Raw genomic sequence first — 16,490 nt, forward strand, 5'->3', positions numbered from 1 at the left:
GCCATGAGCTGTCGTATCATAGTGACGTTTACAAACATGTGGCTCAAGGCGACCGCGAGGCTTGTCCCGCAAACCGACCGCTGCCGCATACCGCACCGTACGCCCAACCGATCAGGAAGGCAGGAACCAATGGTCTCTCGTATTTACGTGGAGAAGAAACCCGGGTTCGACGTCGAGGCTCAGCAGCTCAAGGGCGAGCTGACCGAAATTCTCGGCATCAAGGGCATCGAGGCCCTGAGGATCATCAACCGCTACGACGTCGAGGGCATCGACGAGGAGCTTTTCCGCTCCTGCGTGCCGACCGTCTTTAGCGAGCCCCAGGTCGATGTGACCTACGACGAACTCCCCGCAAGCGATGGCGCCGTCTTTGCCGTCGAATTCCTGCCTGGCCAGTTTGACCAGCGCGCCGACTCCGCCAGCGAGTGCGTGCAGCTCATCAGCCAGGGCGAGCGCCCCGCCGTGCGCTCCGCCAAGGTCTATATGATCTCGGGCGCTCTGGACGAAGCCGCCATCGAGGCGATCAAGCACTACGTGGTGAATCCCGTCGAGGCCCGCATCGCCTCGCTCGACCTACCCGAGACGCTGTACATGGAGACCCCCGAGCCCCAGCCCGTCGAGGTGCTCGACGGCTTCCGCGAACTCGACGAGGCCGGCCTTGCCGCCTTTATCTCCGAGCGCGGCCTTGCCATGGACGAGGCGGACATCGCCTTCTGCCAGCAGTACTTCCGCGATGAGGACCGCGACCCCACCATCACCGAGATCCGCGTGATCGACACCTATTGGTCCGACCACTGCCGCCACACCACCTTCGGTACCGTCCTGGACGACGTGACAATCGATGACGCCGTGGTACAGCAGGCCTTCGACCGCTATATGGAGATGCGCCACGAGCTCGGTCGCGACGCCAAGCCCGTCTGCCTCATGGACATGGGCACCATCGGTGCCAAGTACCTTAAGAAGACCGGCGTCATGACCGATGTCGACGAGTCCGAGGAGATCAACGCCTGCACCGTCAAGGTGAAGGTCGATGTCGACGGCGAGGACCAGGACTGGCTGTTCCTGTTTAAGAACGAGACCCACAACCACCCGACCGAGATCGAGCCCTTCGGCGGTGCCGCCACCTGCGTGGGCGGCGCCATCCGCGACCCGCTCTCTGGCCGCAGCTATGTGTACCAGGCCATGCGCGTCACCGGCGCCGGCGACCCCACCGTCCCGGTCTCCGAGACGCTCGAGGGCAAGCTGCCGCAGCGCAAGCTCGTGACCACCGCTGCCGCCGGCTACTCCAGCTACGGCAACCAGATCGGCCTTGCCACCGGTCAGGTCAACGAACTCTATCACCCCGGCTACGTGGCCAAGCGCATGGAGGTCGGCGCCGTCGTGGGCGCCACCCCGGCAAACCACGTGCGTCGCGAGTGCCCCGCCCCCACCGACAAGATCATCCTGCTGGGCGGCCGCACCGGCCGTGACGGCATCGGCGGCGCCACCGGCTCCTCCAAGACCCAGAACACCGATTCCATCGAAACCTCGGGTGCCGAGGTCCAGAAGGGCAACGCCCCGGTCGAGCGCAAGCTGCAGCGTCTGTTCCGCCGCGGCGACGCCTGCCGCCTGATCAAGCGCTGCAACGACTTTGGCGCCGGCGGCGTCTCGGTCGCCGTGGGCGAGCTTGCCGACGGCCTGTATGTCGACCTGGACACCGTGACCAAGAAGTACGACGGCCTGGACGGAACCGAGCTCGCTATCTCCGAGTCCCAGGAGCGCATGGCCTGCGCCGTCGCCGACGGTGACGTCGAGGAGTTCATGGGTTATGCCGCCGAGGAGAACCTGGAGGCGACCGTCATCGCCGAGGTTACCGCCGAGCCGCGCATGCGTATGGCCTGGAACGGCGTCGCCATCGTCGATCTGTCCCGCGAGTTCCTCAACTCCAACGGCGCACCCAAGCACCAGGTCGCCCACGTGTGTGCCCGCAGCGTGTGGCAACCCAGCTGGGCCGGCACCACGCTTGCCGAGCGCATGACCTCGCTTGTCACCGATCTCAACGTCGCCTCCAACAAGGGCCTTTCCGAGCGCTTCGACTCCACCATCGGTGCCGCTACCGTGCTCATGCCCTTTGGCGGCAAGACGCAGCTCACCCCGAGCTCTGCCATGGTCGCCAAGTTCCCCGTGGACGGCGAGACCACCACGGCGAGCGCTATGGCATGGGGCTTCAACCCCTACCTGATGGAGGCCGACCAGTTTGCAGGCGCCTACCTGTCCGTGGTCGAGTCCATCGCCAAGCTCGTTGCCGCCGGCTTTGAGCACAAGCGCGCCTACCTCTCCTTCCAGGAGTACTTTGAGCGCCTGCGCACCGAGCCCGAACGTTGGGGCAAGCCCATGGCAGCCGTCCTGGGCGCCCTTATGGCCCAGGTCGACCTGGGTGCCGGCGCCATCGGCGGCAAGGATTCCATGAGCGGCTCGTTTGAGGACGAGGCCGGCGAGCTCAACGTTCCGCCGACCCTGATCAGCTTCGCTGTCGCCGTGGGCCGTGCCGCCCGCGCCGTCTCCCCCGAGTTTAAGGGCCTCACGCACCGCGTCGTTCGCATCGCCCCCGCCACCTACGGCGAGGACTACCGCCCCGATGCCCAGCAGCTGCTCGCCGCGTTTGACGCCGTCGAGGCGCTCACCGCTACCGGCGACGCCCTGGCCGTCTCCACGCCCGGCTACGGCTGCGGCGCCGAGAGCCTCTTTAAGATGTGCGTCGGCAACCAGATCGGTATCGAGCTTGCCGAAGATGTGGACGTGGAGAGCCTCTTCACCCCGCTCTACGGCAGCTTTATCGTCGAGCTCGCCGAGGACGCCGAGCTGCCCGAGGTCGCCGACGGCGTTGTCGTCGAGCCCCTGGGTACCACCGTCGAGGGCTATGTCATCGACACCGGCTCCGAAGTCATCGAGCTCGCCGAGCTCCAGGAGGCCTGGGAGAGCGGTATCGAAGGCGTCTTCGCCTACCGCAGCGCCGGCGAGACCCCCGAGGTCGAGGCCATCGACTTCCGCGCCAAGGATATCCACGTGTACGGCGGCGCCAAGATCGCCCGCCCGCGCGTGATCATCCCAGTGTTCCCCGGCAACAACTGCGAGTACGATAGCGCCCGCGCCTTCCGCGCCGCCGGCGCCGAGGCCGACACCTTCGTGATCAACAACCTCACGCCCGAGGCCGTCGCCGAGAGCACCCACGAGCTCGCCCGCCGCATCCGTGCAAGCCAGATCGTCATGATTCCCGGCGGCTTCTCGGGCGGCGACGAGCCCGACGGCTCCGCCAAGTTCATCACGGCGTTCTTCCGCGCTCCCGAGGTCACCGAGGCAGTCCGCGACCTGCTCAAGGCCCGCGACGGCCTGATGCTGGGCATCTGCAACGGCTTCCAGGCCCTGATCAAGCTCGGCCTGGTGCCCTACGGCGACATCGTCGACGCCACGCCCGATGCGCCCACGCTGACGTTCAACACCATCGGTCGCCATCAGAGCCGTCTGGTGCGCACCCGCATCTCGTCCAACCTGTCCCCGTGGCTGTCGCAGTGCAGTCTGGACGACCCCTACACCGTCGCCATCAGCCACGGCGAGGGCCGCTTTGTCGCCAACGATGAAGTGCTCGCCCAGCTGATCGCCAACGGCCAGGTCGCCACGCAGTACGTGGGCGAGGATGGCAAGCCCAGCATGGATCTCTCCGTCAACCCCAACGGCTCCGCGCTCGCCATCGAGGGCATCACGAGCCCCGACGGCCGCGTCCTGGGCAAGATGGGCCATGCCGAGCGTCGCGGCGACAACCTGTATCGCAACGTGCCCGAGCATGTCCCCGGCGATAAGTTCATGCCGATCTTTGAGAGCGGCGTAGCCTACTTCGCTTAAATACGTTCCCATCGGGTACAATCCCCTCGGGTAACAACACCCGCCACCGGCACACCCGGTGGCGGGTTCTTTTTTACTTCGCGCATACAGGAAGGACATCATGGAAAGCCGCAAGCCGTATCTCGCCACCCTGCCCGGACTCATCCTGGGCTGCCTCGTCTGCTGCGCACTCTGGGGGTCGGCTTTCCCCTGCATCAAGATCGGCTATGAGCTCTTTGGCATCCCCGCGCACGATAGCGCCTCGCAGCTGCTCTTTGCGGGCTTGCGCTTCACGCTTGCCGGGGCCCTGGTTATCGTTGGGATGAGCGCGGCCCAGCGCTGCCCACTCGTTCCACAGGCTCGCGACATTAAGCCCATCTGCATCCTGTCGCTCTTCCAGACTATCGGGCAGTACTTCTTTTTCTACCTGGGACTCTCGCGCGCCAGCGCCATGTCGAGTTCCATCATCGAGGCCAGCGCCAACTTCCTCGCCATCCTCTTTGCCGCTCTGGCGTTTCGCACCGAAAAGCTCGATGCGACCAAGGTGCTCGGCTGCGTACTGGGCTTTGCCGGCGTCGCATTCGTCAACCTTTCGGGTGCGGACGGCACCTTTGGCTTTACACTCGACGGCGAGGGATTTATCTTGGCTTCCACTATTGCGGGCGCCCTGTCGACCTGCCTCATTGGCATCTTCTCGCGCGAGCATGACGGCGTCTTGCTCGCCGGCTGGCAGTTTTTAGTCGGCGGTTTGATCCTTACCGCCATCGGGTTTTTGATGGGCGGCGCGCTATTCCCCACCGAAATCGCCCCCGCCATCGCGCTCATCATTTATATGGCGCTCATTTCCGCCGTCGCGTACTCGCTGTGGTCCCGCCTACTCGCCGTCAACCCCGTTAGCCGCGTTTCGGTCTTTGGCTTTATGAACCCGGTCTTTGGCGTGCTGTTGAGCGCGTTGTTGCTCGGAGAGGGCGCTGGCACGAGTCCCGTTACCGTAATTGTGGCCCTGCTCTTGGTCTGCAGTGGCATCATCATTGTCAACAAACCTAAAAAGGCCTAACAAACCACCCCGTTTTGAAAAGGGCAGCTCTCACTTTAGCTTAATAGAGTACACTGTATCTCGTTGATTTCGTACCGAGTCGCGGCGACAGACGCCGTCTTGCCGTAACGCGCCGGCGACATCGAGGAGATACAGATGCATAAGAAACTGGTTATGGGAAACCAGGCCTTTGCGTATGCCGCGCTTGCGGCGGGCGTTCGCGTGGTCGCCGGTTACCCGGGCACGCCGTCGACGGAACTTGTCGAGACAGTTGCCAAACTCAAGGCCCAAGGTAGTGCCGAGGGTGTCCACGTCGAGTGGTCGACCAACGAAAAAGCCGCGCTCGAGGTGCTGGCAGGTGCATCGTATGCAGGAGCGCGCTGCCTTTTTACCTGCAAACAAGTTGGACTAAACGTTGCCTCCGACCCGCTCATGAGCCTCAACTACGTGGGCATCAAGGGCGGCCTGGTGCTGTTTGTTGCCGATGATCCCGGCCCCATCTCCTCTCAAACCGAGCAGGATACGCGCCGCTTTGCCGCATTTGCGAAGATCCCCGTGCTCGATCCGCAAAATCTGGAGCAGGGTTACGCGATGATGCAAGAGGCATTTGAAATCTCGGAGCGCTACCATACGCCCGTTATCGTGCGCCCCACCACCCGCGTATGTCACGCCTCAACCTATTTGGAGGTACCCGAGCATACCGTCGCACATCCCGCTGGCACCTTTGAGAAGGATCCCAAATGGGTTATCTTCCCGCGCCGTTCGTTTGCCGCCCATGGCGAGGTTAACGAGCGCCTGCTGCAGATTGCAGACGCCTACTCCAGCGGCAAGGCCGCAGACGCGTTTAACCCCATCGAAAACCATGGCGATGCCACGCCGCGCCTGGGTATTATGGCCGGTGGCGTCTCGTATGCATACACGTGCGAGGCGCTGGCGATTATCGAGCGTCGCGCCGCCGCGGCAGACATCGCCGTGCCGCCCTATCGCTTGATGCAGGTCGGCCTTCCCTATCCCTTCCCCACTGCAGCTGCCGAGCGCTTTGCCGAAGGGTTGGGTCAAATTCTCGTCGTCGAAGAGCTCGACTTTGTCCTTGAGGACGAGATGCTGCGTCTAGCGGGCCGTACGCACGCGGCATATACCGTGCACGGCAAGCTCAACGGCACCATGCCCGGTCGCGGCGAGAACACCGTCGACGATCTGGTTGAGCGCCTGGCGGCGTTCCTTGGCATCCCCGCCCAGGCTGTTACCCCACGCGCCGACGCTTCGCTTCCCAAGCCGCCCGCGCTCCCCGTGCGCCCACCGGTACTTTGTCCCGGATGCCCGCACCGTGGCAGCTTTTACGCCGTCAAGCAGGCACTCAAAGCGATAGGCGCTACCGACGCCGTCCTTTCGGGCGATATCGGCTGTTACACGTTGGGCAACGCCGCCCCGCTCGATGCCGTCGACACCTGCCTGTGCATGGGGGCCGGCATCACTATGGCCCAGGGCCTAGGTATTGCCGAACCCGCGCGAAAGCAAATCGCTTTTGTGGGCGACTCCACGTTCTTTGCCAGTGCCATGACCGGCATCGCCAACGCCGTCTACAACGGCCACGACATCACTGTCATAGTGCTGGATAACGCCACCACCGCCATGACGGGCGGCCAGCCTCATCCAGGCACCGGCCTGCGTTTGGATGGTACCAAGTCCCAGCCCATCAAAATCGAGGCCGTGCTGCACGCCTTGGGCGTCACCTGCATCGAACATGCCAACCCGTTTGACCTAGCCCAGACAACCGAAGCCGCCCAACGCGCCATTACGCACGAAGGCCCCTCGGCGCTCATCTGTGAGGGCCTCTGCATTACGCTGAGCAAGCCCAAACCCGCGCTTTGCGTCGACGAGAGCCGCTGTACAGGCTGCAAACGCTGCATCACGCAGATCGGCTGCCCCGCTATCTCTTGGGACGCCGAGCAACGACGTGCACGCGTTAACCCGACCCTTTGCAACGGCTGCGGCCTGTGCACGCAGGTCTGCAAGTTTGGAGCCATCGGTCCAAACGCAGAGGCCGCGAAGGGAGGCGAGGCCTAATGCTCAACATCATGATTACCGGTGTGGGCGGCCAGGGCACCGTCCTTGCCGCCAAGTTGCTCGCGCAGGCAGCCGAAACCCGAAATTGGCGGGTGCGCACCGCCGAGACCATTGGCATGGCCCAGCGCGGCGGCTCCGTCGTATCGCATGTCCGACTGGCAAATCAGGACGAGCCCCGCATCGACGCGCCGCTTATCGCCCACGGCGAGGCCGACCTCATCATTGCATTTGAGCCCGCCGAGGCCGTGCGCTGCCTGGGCTATCTACGTCCCGGCGGCGCCTTGGTAAGTGCTACGAGTAGCGTGCAACCCGTAACGGCGGCGCTCTCGCGTGACGCCTATAGCTCCAAGCCTTTCCTAGAATACCTGCGGCAGACTGTCCCCAATTGCCTGCTGGTCGACGACACCGCACTCATTAAGCAGATCGGCTCGCCCAAAGCGCTCAACGTCGCGCTGCTGGCAAGCGCCGTCGCCATAAGCGACCTGGGGTTCACCGTCGAGGAACTTCGCGCAGCCATGCACGCCAGCGTGCGCTCCCAATTTGTCGCACTCAATGACCGCGCCATTGATGTGGCCGTTGCCGCCATCTCCGCATTCGCCTCCCGTTAACGCAAGGACAAAACCATGAAGATGCAGCCCGCGCAGCTTGAGCTTATTACCAAGCAGTTCCAGACCCTTAAAGACCGCTCGCCGTTTTATGCCAAAAAGTTCGACGGCATTGACATCGCAAACATTTCCACACAAGAAGAATTTGAGCAGCTGCCCTTTTCCGAGAAGGCGGACCTTCGCGAGGCGTACCCGCTTGGCATCCAGGCCGTACCAGACGAAGAAGTCGTTCGCATCCACAGCTCATCCGGAACCACCGGCACGCCCGTGATCATCCCCTACACCAAACAGGACGTGGACGACTGGGCCGATATGTTCGCCCGCTGCTATCGCACGGCCGGCATCACCGCGCAGGACCGCATCCAGATTACCCCGGGCTACGGACTGTGGACGGCGGGTATCGGCTTTCAGCTGGGATGCGAACGCCTAGGCGCCATGGCCATTCCCATGGGTCCCGGCAACACCGAAAAGCAGCTCAAGATGATGCAGGACCTAGGCTCGACCGTCATCACGGCAACCTCGAGCTATGCCCTGTTGCTGGCCGAGGAAATCACCAAACGCGGTCTGCGCGACAAGCTCCACCTAACCCGCGGCGTCATCGGCTCGGAGCGTTGGGGCGAAAAGATGCGCAAGCGCATCCAAAACGAGCTGGGCATCGAGATCTTTGACATCTACGGTCTCACCGAGATTTACGGTCCGGGCATCGGTATCTCGTGCCGCGAGCACGACGGCATGCATATCTGGTCCGATTACGTGTACTGCGAGATCGTCGACGCCAAGACCGGCAAGGTCCTTCCTGACGGCGAAGTGGGCGAGCTGGTTCTTACAACCCTGCGCAAGCAAGGCGCACCGCTTATCCGCTACCGCACGCACGACCTGACACGCATCATCCCCGGCACATGCGCCTGTGGCCTTGACCACCCGCGCATCGACACCCTGGTCGGGCGCACCGACGATATGATCAAGGTCAAGGGTTGCAATATGTTTCCCGCGCAGATCGAGGAAGTTCTTAAGTTCGTCGACGGAGCGAGCTCGGAGTACCAGGTAATGATCGAGGCCGTCAACGGTCGCGATGTACTCGAGCTACTGTTCGAAAGCGAGCTGACGGGCGCCGAGCGCGATGCATGCGAGCGCGAAGTGGCTGCCGTCTTTAAGGCCAAGATCGGCTGCACGCCCAAGGCGACCGCCGTACCGCTCGGTGAGCTACCCCGCTCCGAGAAAAAGACGAGGCGCATCTTCGACAGCCGATACTAGTCCCCGAAAGCGCAGAAGGGGCGCACGACCATCGCAACGGTCGTGCGCCCCTTTTTTAGCGTATCTGGACGCCGGCTTTCTTCTTCTCGCGCTTTACGCGGTAGAGCTCCGCGTCGGCAGCACGGAGCAAGTCTTGCCAGGTATCGACGCCATCACCAACCCGTGCGTAGCCGATGGACATCCGCAACAGATACGGAACCTCGGCGCGCGCGAGCTCGTCGTTGATTGCCGCGCACAGATGCAAGATATCCTGCTCCGCCATCGCCTTTTGAAGCACCACGAACTCATCGCCGCCATAACGCGCGATAAAGCTACCAGACGCCGAGCAGACTTCTTTGAGTGCAGCGGATATGACCTGAAGAGCATGGTCGCCCTCCACATGTCCATAGCGATCGTTAATCTGCTTAAAGCCGTCGGCGTCCATCATAAGCAGATACACGTCTTCGGCCTGATCCACATTTGAGAAGAGCGACAGTATATAGGTCTCAAAACGGTTGCGATTGTTGAGGCCAGTCAACGGGTCGGTCGAGATGAGCTGCTCCTGGAAGACAATGTAGAGCAACAATATGCTAATCATTATGCCGACACAAAGGCCGGGCACCGAGTATACGACCTGAAAGGTACCGCCCACCAGGGCCGGAATGGCGAAAAATGCCAAGGTTCGATAGATGGTCTTCGTCTGCAGGCTCTCGACCCTGCGAGATTGCACAAACGCATGTAGGGACGTATGTATAACGTAGCAGTAGCTGACAATGGGCTGGATCATATAAGCAGAGCCGCGACTATACACGCCCTGCGAATCGATATAGAACAGGGCGTGCGTCCAGTAACTGGTAAACGCCAGCACGACCACCAGAACCGTAGGCGACGCTACAAGCACCACCCTATAGCGCGAGGCCAAAAGGCGAGAACCCTGCACCGTCTCGGAATAGATAAACCAAATGAGACACACGATGGCAAAGAGCGAAAACGAAACCGCGTTGGAAATCCAGTTGACAGCAATGCCCAACGTGTCGTCCACACCATCCAATAGCACCCAGATCATATCGAATAATATGTACGCGGCAGAGGTGTAGCCAAGCGTGCTAAACAATAGCTGCTGGGTGCTCGAGAACAAGGAGCGACGACTCCGCACGGCAAGCCCGATAAGAACAATCATGCTTAGCAGGAATATCTCAATCTTGAGCGCCTTAACCACCAGGCCCATCTCCCCGCCATCAAACCGACAGCGCTTCTCCGAGCCGCACGCATCACCATAACTCCCCCAATCCAGAGGGGAATGAGGGAATAACACCAGAGCGCCCGGGCGCTCTCACGGCGCGAGTTGCACGCCAGCATCATTGATGGGCGCCGATGGCTACTCGCCATCGATGTCGGCCGCGACGGCTTCCTCGATGGCCTCGACACCGGCGGGCGACAGGTCTTCCTTGCCCTGGTAGAACTTCTTATCGACCCAACCGGTCAGAATCGGAGCCATGATTGCCGTGATGATGACGGCGGTGGCGATCTGAGCGTATGCGGCGGGCGCAAGCTCGGCATAGCGCGGCGCGACCTCGGCAAGAGCAACCGGCGTGGTCATAGCCGTGCCGGCGATAGTGGAACAAGCCACGGCGGCTTTGCCGTTACCGCCGCACAGGCGCTCGAACGCAAAGGTGATGGGACCGACGACAAACAACGTGACAAGGCCCAGCAAGATGCCGGAAATGCCGCCGGTGATAAAGCTCGACAGGCTCATAGACGCACCGAGCTGAAATCCGATGACGGCGATCGCAGGATTGGTGCCGGGAACCAGCAGGTTCTTGATGAACGGGAAGAGGTTGCCCAAAACCATGCCAATCACGAGCGGCAGAATGGAACCGATGATGGTGCCAACGGGAATGTTGGCAAGACCAGAGACACCAAGAATGATCATGGTAACCGCAGGGCCCGCCGTGAAGAACAGGATGCCCACGGCGCCCTGCTCGGACTCGTCGCCAAACTCGCCCATGATGCCCGTGTAGAGCGCCATGTTGCAAAACGTAATGCCGCCGATGATGGAAACCGAGCTCAGGCCCAAAAAGTTGTCGTTAAAGAAATACGCAACGCTCAAGCCCAGCACGGCTGCCACCACAAGCTTAGGAATCAGTACGACGATGCCGGTCTTGATGGCACCCGGCGTGGACTTAAAGCTGATGCCGGCGCCCACAAACAACAGGATCGCGGCGACGATGGTATTGGAACCGCCGCGGCAGGCGGCGGTAAAGAAGCCGCCGATCTCGAAGACCTGCGGGCAGAAGGTATTGAGCAAAAGGCCGACGATCATCGGGTAGATCATGATGTCACCCGGAATGCGCGGTACTTTGAATTTCTTTTGCTCGTTGGCGATCGCTTCCTGTGCCATGAAACCCCCATTTCCGCCGACGCAGAACAAAAGCCCACGTCATGCTTTGCTACAGTAAAGTTTGACCATGGTACCAGAAGAAGCAGACCGGCTCGGTGAGAAATCCGATTCGTTGGGCCCGGACGGTAAACGCACCCCACTCCTATACGAGGCTCAAAACGATATAGAGCCCGATACCCGAGACGCAGCACCACAACATCGACTTTGTCTTGATTGCCACCGCAACGACGCCGACAGCCGCTGCGAAAAGAGCAGGCAAATAAAGAGCGATGTGCAGACGAAACCCGCAATAGCGGTGGGGACATCGACAACGGCGCACCTATCGCAACATTGGTAAGCATCACCGGCCAGACGGTTTTAACGATTTTGAACACCATAGCGTTCCTCGTCCCGACAAGCTTTCCGAGCCGCATTCGACGACATGGCAGAATCATCGCCCGGCGGCAACCGAGTTCACCTACAATTGCCACCGGATCGAAAGACGCAGAAAGACACAGCTTTTTAGGAAGTCATTATGACAGCTATCGATCGAACGGGGGCAATCGCGGCCTTCAGGACCTACACCGATGCCTACGATGCCGCCAATCCGCGTATCGCGCTCAAAATCGAGCATACGTACCACGTTGCCGAGGCATGTGATGCCGTGGCACGTGAGCAGGGCTGGTCACCGCAGGACATTGACCTGGCGTGGCTTTGTGGGCTGTTGCACGATATGGGCCGCTTTGAGCAGCTGCGACGCTGGGACACGTTTAAGGATGCCGAGAGCATGAGCCATGCGAAGTTGGGCCTCGAGGTCCTTTTTGGCAAAAACCCTGCAGACGCGCCCGCGGCAACAAGTATCCGCGACTTTATCGACAGCCCGGCAGAAGACGAGCTCATCCGCGCGAGCATCGCCTATCACAGTGACTTTCGCCTGCCGGCACAACTCGACGAGCGTACACGGTGCTTCTGCGATATCGTGCGCGATGGCGACAAAATCGACATTATGCGCACCATCGCCGACAGCACCGTCGACACCATCCTCAAGGTGGATGAGGACGCATTTCTCGCCAGCCACTTCTCGGCGCCGACGTTGGCCGCCTTTGACGAGCGCCGCTGCGTCGCACGTGATGAACGCGACGAGCCCGCGGACTACCTGGTAGGACTCATCTGCTTTATGTTTGAGCTCGTCTATCCGGCGAGCCGCGCGCTGGCGCGCGAGCAGGGCGATATCTACCGCCTGCTCGACGCGCCCTTTGGTATTACGCAGCCCTTTACCGACCCCGCCACACAGGCAACCTGGAGCCGTCTTAAGGAAGAGATGCGCGACTGGCTGGCGCGCGCCTAGCGCTCAAGCTGGGCTAGCAGCTCCTCGACGACCTCGACGGCATCACCGACAACCTTGTACTGGGCAGCACCAAAGATGGGGGCATCCGGGTCCTCGTTGATGGCGATAATGCATTCCGCCCCACCGATGCCGGCAAGATGCTGGATGGCGCCCGAAACACCGATACTCACAAGAATCTTGGGCGAAACCGATACGCCCGTCTGGCCAATCTGATGGCGATACTCCAACCAGCCGGCCTCCACGACGGGTCGCGTGCAGCCAAGCTCGGCTCCCAGAGCCTCGGCGAGCCTTCGCATCAGCGGCAGGTTTTTCTTGGAACCAATGCCGCGACCTACCACGACCAGGCGCTCGGCATCGGCGATTGAAGCCTGCTGTCCCCACTCCTCGGCGGGAATCGAGATCTCGACACGAGCCTTAGCATCATCCGCAAGTGCTATCTGGGTGATCGTGCCGGAGCGACCGTAGTCAAAGTCGGGCGCCTTAAAGATGCCGGGGCGCACCGTTGCCATCTGGGGACGATGATTGGGGCAGACGATGGTGGCCATCAGGTTGCCGCCAAACGCCGGACGCGTCTGTTGCAGCAGCCCCGTCTCCGTATCCATCGAAAGCACGGTGCAGTCAGCCGTAAGGCCCGTCTGCAAACGCACGGCAACGCCGGGTGCCAGTTCGCGGCCAAAGGCGGTCGCTCCGTACAGAATGGCCTCGGGCTTGCGCTCTGCCACCAAATCGCAGATGAGGCGGGCGTAGACCTCCACATCGTTCTGGCGCAGACGCTCGTCGCGACAGATCAGGACCTCGTCTGCACCGGCGCAAACCAGATGCTCCAGGTCACCGAGAGAACCCTCGGGGCCCATGCCGACCAGCGCCACCAGGCGACAGCCGCGTGTATCCGCAAGCTCACGGCCCTTGCCCATGAGCTCGAAGGCAACGGGAGCCACCGTATCGTGCTCGTCGGTCTGCGCGAATACCCAAATGTCTCGATATGCATCGAGGTCAACCGCGCCGGCGGCCTCCTCGCGCTCGATCGAAATGGCATTGACGGGGCAAGCGTCGACGCACCCGCCGCATAGGATGCAGCCGTCGGTTACGCGGGCGCAACGGTTGGGCCGCTCGCCTTCCACTACGATGCCGCCCGAGGCACAGGCGCGAACGCAGCGACCACAGCCGATACAGGCTTCGCTATCGATAATCAGTCCGCTCATCTATGCCATCCCCTCGATAATCTTGGCAAGTTTCGCCGCCTGCTCGGACGCCGTTCCGTCAACGGTCTCGCACGTTTGGTCGCGGTCGGGCACAAACGATCGTACGACCTGTGTCGGCGAGCCGGCAAGACCGCAGCGCGCGGGGTCGGCGTTCACGTCGGCAGCGTTGACCACGCGCACGTCCGCCTCCTCGGCCGCACGAATACCGGCGATACTCGGCATGCGCAGTTGGCCAATCTCCTTGGCAGTCGTCATCGCGCACGGCATCTCAAGATAGACCGTCTCCTCGCCGGCATCGCAGCCGTGAACAAGCGCCACTGAACCACAGGTCGTAAAGCCCGCACTCTGCACGCAGCTCACGTCGGTCACGCAGGGAATCTCGAAGGCACCGGCAAGCTCGGGACCAATCTGGGCCGTATCGCCGTCCACCGCCATCTTGCCGCAGATGAGCAGGTCGAAGTCCTCGTCGAGCGCCTCGATACCGCACTTGAGGGCATAGGTGGTTGCCAGGGTATCGGCACCTGCAAAGGCGCGATCGGTTAGCAGCAGTGCGTCATCGGCGCCTCGGGCGATGCAGTCGCGCAATAGCGATTCAGTCGCGGGGATGCCCATCGACACCACCGTTACGCGCACGTCCATGCCAAAGCCGATAAAGTCGTCCTTCAGCGCCAGCGCGCATTCCAAAGCGCTCGCGTCAAAGGGATTAATGACCGCCTGCTTGCCATCGCGCACGATGGTATTGGTCTTGGGGTCCATCTTGACCTCGGTGCTGCCCGGCACCGCCTTGACGCACACCACCATATGGAAATCGCTCATCTTCACGCGCCCCCTTTCTGGACGAGCTCATCCAAGAGCTTCTCCGAAAACAGGTTACCGCGGCCCAGCTGCCCGGCAGGATCGAGCTGGAGCTTGAGCCGCGCCGACTCGATCATGGCCTCGTGACCGTACATCGTCTCCAAGAAGCCCGCCTTAATCTTGCCGACGCCGTGTTCGGCGGAGACAGCGCCGCCCATGGCCGTGACCTCGGAAGCCCACTGGGCAAAGAGCTCTTCGCCGCGGCGGTAATCCTGCGCATCGCGCGGCAGAATGTTCACATGCAGATGGTTGTTACCGATGTGCCCCCAGGCGGCAGATTCAAGCCCACTTTCGGCCAACGTGCGGCGATAAAGGGCGATGACATCGGCCAAGTGCGCGTTGGGCACCGACATATCCGACCCCAGCTTGGTAATGGTGGGGTCCGTACGGCGACGCTCGTCGATGAGCATGTTGACGCTCTCGGGCACCGCATGGCGGAAGAATCGCTGACACTCGCGATCGACCTCGGTACGCGCGACCCATGTCGCATCGTCGCTGCCGCCCGCAAGCTCCAGTACCCACCCCAAGTGATACAGCTCCTCAGTCGCCTGGGCTTCGTCGTCGCAGTCGAGCTCCACGTAGACACAGACCTTGGCGTCTTTGTCGAGCGCCGGCAGCGAGGCGAACGCAGTCGACTGCTCGCGCTGACGACGCAGGATATCCAGGGCGCCCGCATCGAAATATTCGATGGCAGCCGCGTGGGACAGGACGGGACGTACAGAATCGGTGAAGGACACGGCCTTGTCTTCGCTGTCAAAGAAGCAGCTCACGCCCCAAACGACCGCAGGCGCCGCCTGCAGGGCAATCTCGAGCTCGGTGATGACGCCGAGTGTTCCACACGCACCGATAAACAGATCGATGGCATCCATATCGTCAGCAACGAAATAGCCCGAAGCATTTTTGGTCTTGGGCATGGTGTAGTCGGGAAGGTCGAGCTCGAGCGTGCGGCCCTGCACCGTGACGAGCGAAAGGCGACGACCCTGTGCAAAAACCTCGCCACGGTGAAGCTCGAGCAGGTCGCCATCGGTCAGCACGACATGAAGGCCCGTGACGTGAGGGCGCATGGGGCCGTAAGCGTAGCTACGGGCGCCGGAAGCGTTGCATGCCGCCATACCGCCCAGGCAGGCAGATGCCTCGGTGGGATCGGTAGGAAAGAATTGCTCGGGAGCTTCCTGGAACTCCTCGTAGGCCTCAAGCGATGCCTGGTCCCAGCCGGCAGTCGGCAGCACTTTCTTGCCCAGTTGCTTGCGCAGCTCAGACAGCACGACGCCGGGCGCCACGCGCAAAAGAAAGCGGCCCTGCTCATCGCGGCGAATGCCTAGGTAGCGATTCATGCGGGAAGTATTGAGAATGTGACCGCCATGAGGCACGGCGCCGGCGGCAAGACCGGTCCGGGCGCCCTGAACCGTCACCGGGACACGCTCGGCATGGAGCTTTTCCATAATGGCGCGGACCTCGTCCTCCGTTGTCGGAAACGAGATGCTCGAGGCCTCGCCCGATGTGCGAGACTCATCGCGACCATACTCTTCGAACTCGTCGGTGAAGGGTTTGATGGTTGCAGACACGCGAACTCCCCCTTTAGCTAACTACAGTGTTTGCAGGGAAATGTTACCGCATCGTTTCACCGACATGTTCGAGACCGTCTCCATAATTGACGTTTTTAACGTTCGCGCAATTCGGCGAACGGTGGAATTTTCGAGACAAGCGACGCTTTTGCCACACGTTGCCGCGCAGCCACAACATGTGCATTTATCAGTCAAAAATAGTTGAGATTTTTTTCACATGCTTTTACCTGCGGGGATATCGGCTCGTCAAGCAATTGGTTAGTTATTGGGCAAGTTGCGGCTGATACGGTCGGCATCGACAGCCAAACCAATAGGAGTTTTGGCCCCAGAGCAGGGAGGTTTCC

11 protein-coding genes are annotated in these 16,490 nt (G+C 61.6%); 6 read left to right on the forward strand and 5 right to left on the reverse strand.

Annotated elements, in window-relative coordinates:
- The first annotated feature begins 129 nt into the window (after nt 1-129).
- The 5 genes from ACTQZF_RS03755 to ACTQZF_RS03775 all read left to right on the forward strand — a co-directional run bounded on the left by ACTQZF_RS03755 (nt 130) and on the right by ACTQZF_RS03775 (nt 8,817).
- Entirely contained in the window at nt 130-3,876 is a 3,747-nt protein-coding gene (locus ACTQZF_RS03755) for a phosphoribosylformylglycinamidine synthase (RefSeq protein ID WP_427747911.1), read from the forward strand.
- Between the two features lie 100 nt (nt 3,877-3,976).
- The gene (locus ACTQZF_RS03760) at nt 3,977-4,912 is read left to right on the forward strand and encodes a DMT family transporter (protein ID WP_441554582.1); all 936 of its coding nucleotides are present in this window, start codon (nt 3,977-3,979) and stop codon (nt 4,910-4,912) included.
- 135 nt (nt 4,913-5,047) lie between these two features.
- On the forward strand, nt 5,048-6,958 hold the full coding sequence (iorA, locus tag ACTQZF_RS03765) for an indolepyruvate ferredoxin oxidoreductase subunit alpha (RefSeq protein ID WP_441554583.1): 1,911 nt from the start codon (nt 5,048-5,050) through the stop codon (nt 6,956-6,958).
- Nucleotides 6,958-7,566, forward strand: a complete 609-nt coding sequence (locus ACTQZF_RS03770) for a 2-oxoacid:acceptor oxidoreductase family protein (RefSeq protein WP_441554584.1) — start codon at nt 6,958-6,960, stop codon at nt 7,564-7,566. The genes iorA and ACTQZF_RS03770 overlap by 1 nt, the downstream gene beginning before the upstream one ends.
- A 15-nt stretch (nt 7,567-7,581) precedes the next feature.
- Complete coding sequence (locus ACTQZF_RS03775; protein ID WP_427719611.1) at nt 7,582-8,817, forward strand: phenylacetate--CoA ligase family protein; 1,236 nt, start codon at nt 7,582-7,584, stop codon at nt 8,815-8,817.
- 55 nt (nt 8,818-8,872) lie between these two features.
- Here ACTQZF_RS03775 and ACTQZF_RS03780 read toward each other — a convergent pair whose 3' ends face one another.
- Together ACTQZF_RS03780 and ACTQZF_RS03785 are read right to left on the reverse strand one after the other, a co-directional pair.
- Nucleotides 8,873-10,024: a diguanylate cyclase domain-containing protein gene (locus ACTQZF_RS03780; protein WP_441554585.1), complete on the reverse strand. Its 1,152-nt coding sequence runs from the start codon at nt 10,022-10,024 to the stop codon at nt 8,873-8,875.
- Nucleotides 10,025-10,174: 150 nt separating this feature from the next.
- Nucleotides 10,175-11,197: a 2-keto-3-deoxygluconate permease gene (locus tag ACTQZF_RS03785; protein WP_427719609.1), complete on the reverse strand. Its 1,023-nt coding sequence runs from the start codon at nt 11,195-11,197 to the stop codon at nt 10,175-10,177.
- 514 nt (nt 11,198-11,711) lie between these two features.
- Between ACTQZF_RS03785 and ACTQZF_RS03790 the strand changes: the two genes are divergently transcribed.
- The gene (locus ACTQZF_RS03790; protein WP_441032797.1) at nt 11,712-12,524 is read left to right on the forward strand and encodes an HD domain-containing protein; all 813 of its coding nucleotides are present in this window, start codon (nt 11,712-11,714) and stop codon (nt 12,522-12,524) included.
- Here ACTQZF_RS03790 and ACTQZF_RS03795 read toward each other — a convergent pair.
- From ACTQZF_RS03795 to ACTQZF_RS03805, 3 genes are read right to left on the reverse strand one after another with little or no spacing between them, the layout of a single operon-like run.
- Complete coding sequence (locus tag ACTQZF_RS03795; RefSeq protein WP_441032800.1) at nt 12,521-13,726, reverse strand: FAD-binding protein; 1,206 nt, start codon at nt 13,724-13,726, stop codon at nt 12,521-12,523. The two genes, ACTQZF_RS03790 and ACTQZF_RS03795, sit on opposite strands and share 4 nt — an antisense overlap.
- The gene (locus tag ACTQZF_RS03800) at nt 13,727-14,542 is read right to left on the reverse strand and encodes an electron transfer flavoprotein subunit beta/FixA family protein (RefSeq protein ID WP_441032803.1); all 816 of its coding nucleotides are present in this window, start codon (nt 14,540-14,542) and stop codon (nt 13,727-13,729) included.
- A gap of 2 nt (nt 14,543-14,544) precedes the next feature.
- Nucleotides 14,545-16,146: an FAD-binding oxidoreductase gene (locus tag ACTQZF_RS03805; RefSeq protein WP_427719605.1), complete on the reverse strand. Its 1,602-nt coding sequence runs from the start codon at nt 16,144-16,146 to the stop codon at nt 14,545-14,547.
- Nucleotides 16,147-16,490: the final 344 nt, after the last annotated feature.

This window comes from Collinsella sp. LCP19S3_H3 (assembly GCF_052119145.1).
GTDB lineage: Bacteria > Actinomycetota > Coriobacteriia > Coriobacteriales > Coriobacteriaceae > Collinsella.

What these genes read in the sequence shown, in the direction of transcription:
- ACTQZF_RS03755 (WP_427747911.1), top strand. Translation starts at nt 130, where the DNA reads ATGGTCTCTCGTATTTACGTGGAGAAGAAACCCGGGTTCGACGTCGAG.
- ACTQZF_RS03800 (WP_441032803.1), bottom strand. Translation starts at nt 14,542, where the DNA reads ATGAGCGATTTCCATATGGTGGTGTGCGTCAAGGCGGTGCCGGGCAGC.
- ACTQZF_RS03770 (WP_441554584.1), top strand. Translation starts at nt 6,958, where the DNA reads ATGCTCAACATCATGATTACCGGTGTGGGCGGCCAGGGCACCGTCCTT.
- ACTQZF_RS03785 (WP_427719609.1), bottom strand. Translation starts at nt 11,197, where the DNA reads ATGGCACAGGAAGCGATCGCCAACGAGCAAAAGAAATTCAAAGTACCG.
- ACTQZF_RS03780 (WP_441554585.1), bottom strand. Translation starts at nt 10,024, where the DNA reads ATGGGCCTGGTGGTTAAGGCGCTCAAGATTGAGATATTCCTGCTAAGC.
- ACTQZF_RS03760 (WP_441554582.1), top strand. Translation starts at nt 3,977, where the DNA reads ATGGAAAGCCGCAAGCCGTATCTCGCCACCCTGCCCGGACTCATCCTG.
- ACTQZF_RS03790 (WP_441032797.1), top strand. Translation starts at nt 11,712, where the DNA reads ATGACAGCTATCGATCGAACGGGGGCAATCGCGGCCTTCAGGACCTAC.
- ACTQZF_RS03795 (WP_441032800.1), bottom strand. Translation starts at nt 13,726, where the DNA reads ATGAGCGGACTGATTATCGATAGCGAAGCCTGTATCGGCTGTGGTCGC.
- ACTQZF_RS03775 (WP_427719611.1), top strand. Translation starts at nt 7,582, where the DNA reads ATGAAGATGCAGCCCGCGCAGCTTGAGCTTATTACCAAGCAGTTCCAG.
- iorA (WP_441554583.1), top strand. Translation starts at nt 5,048, where the DNA reads ATGCATAAGAAACTGGTTATGGGAAACCAGGCCTTTGCGTATGCCGCG.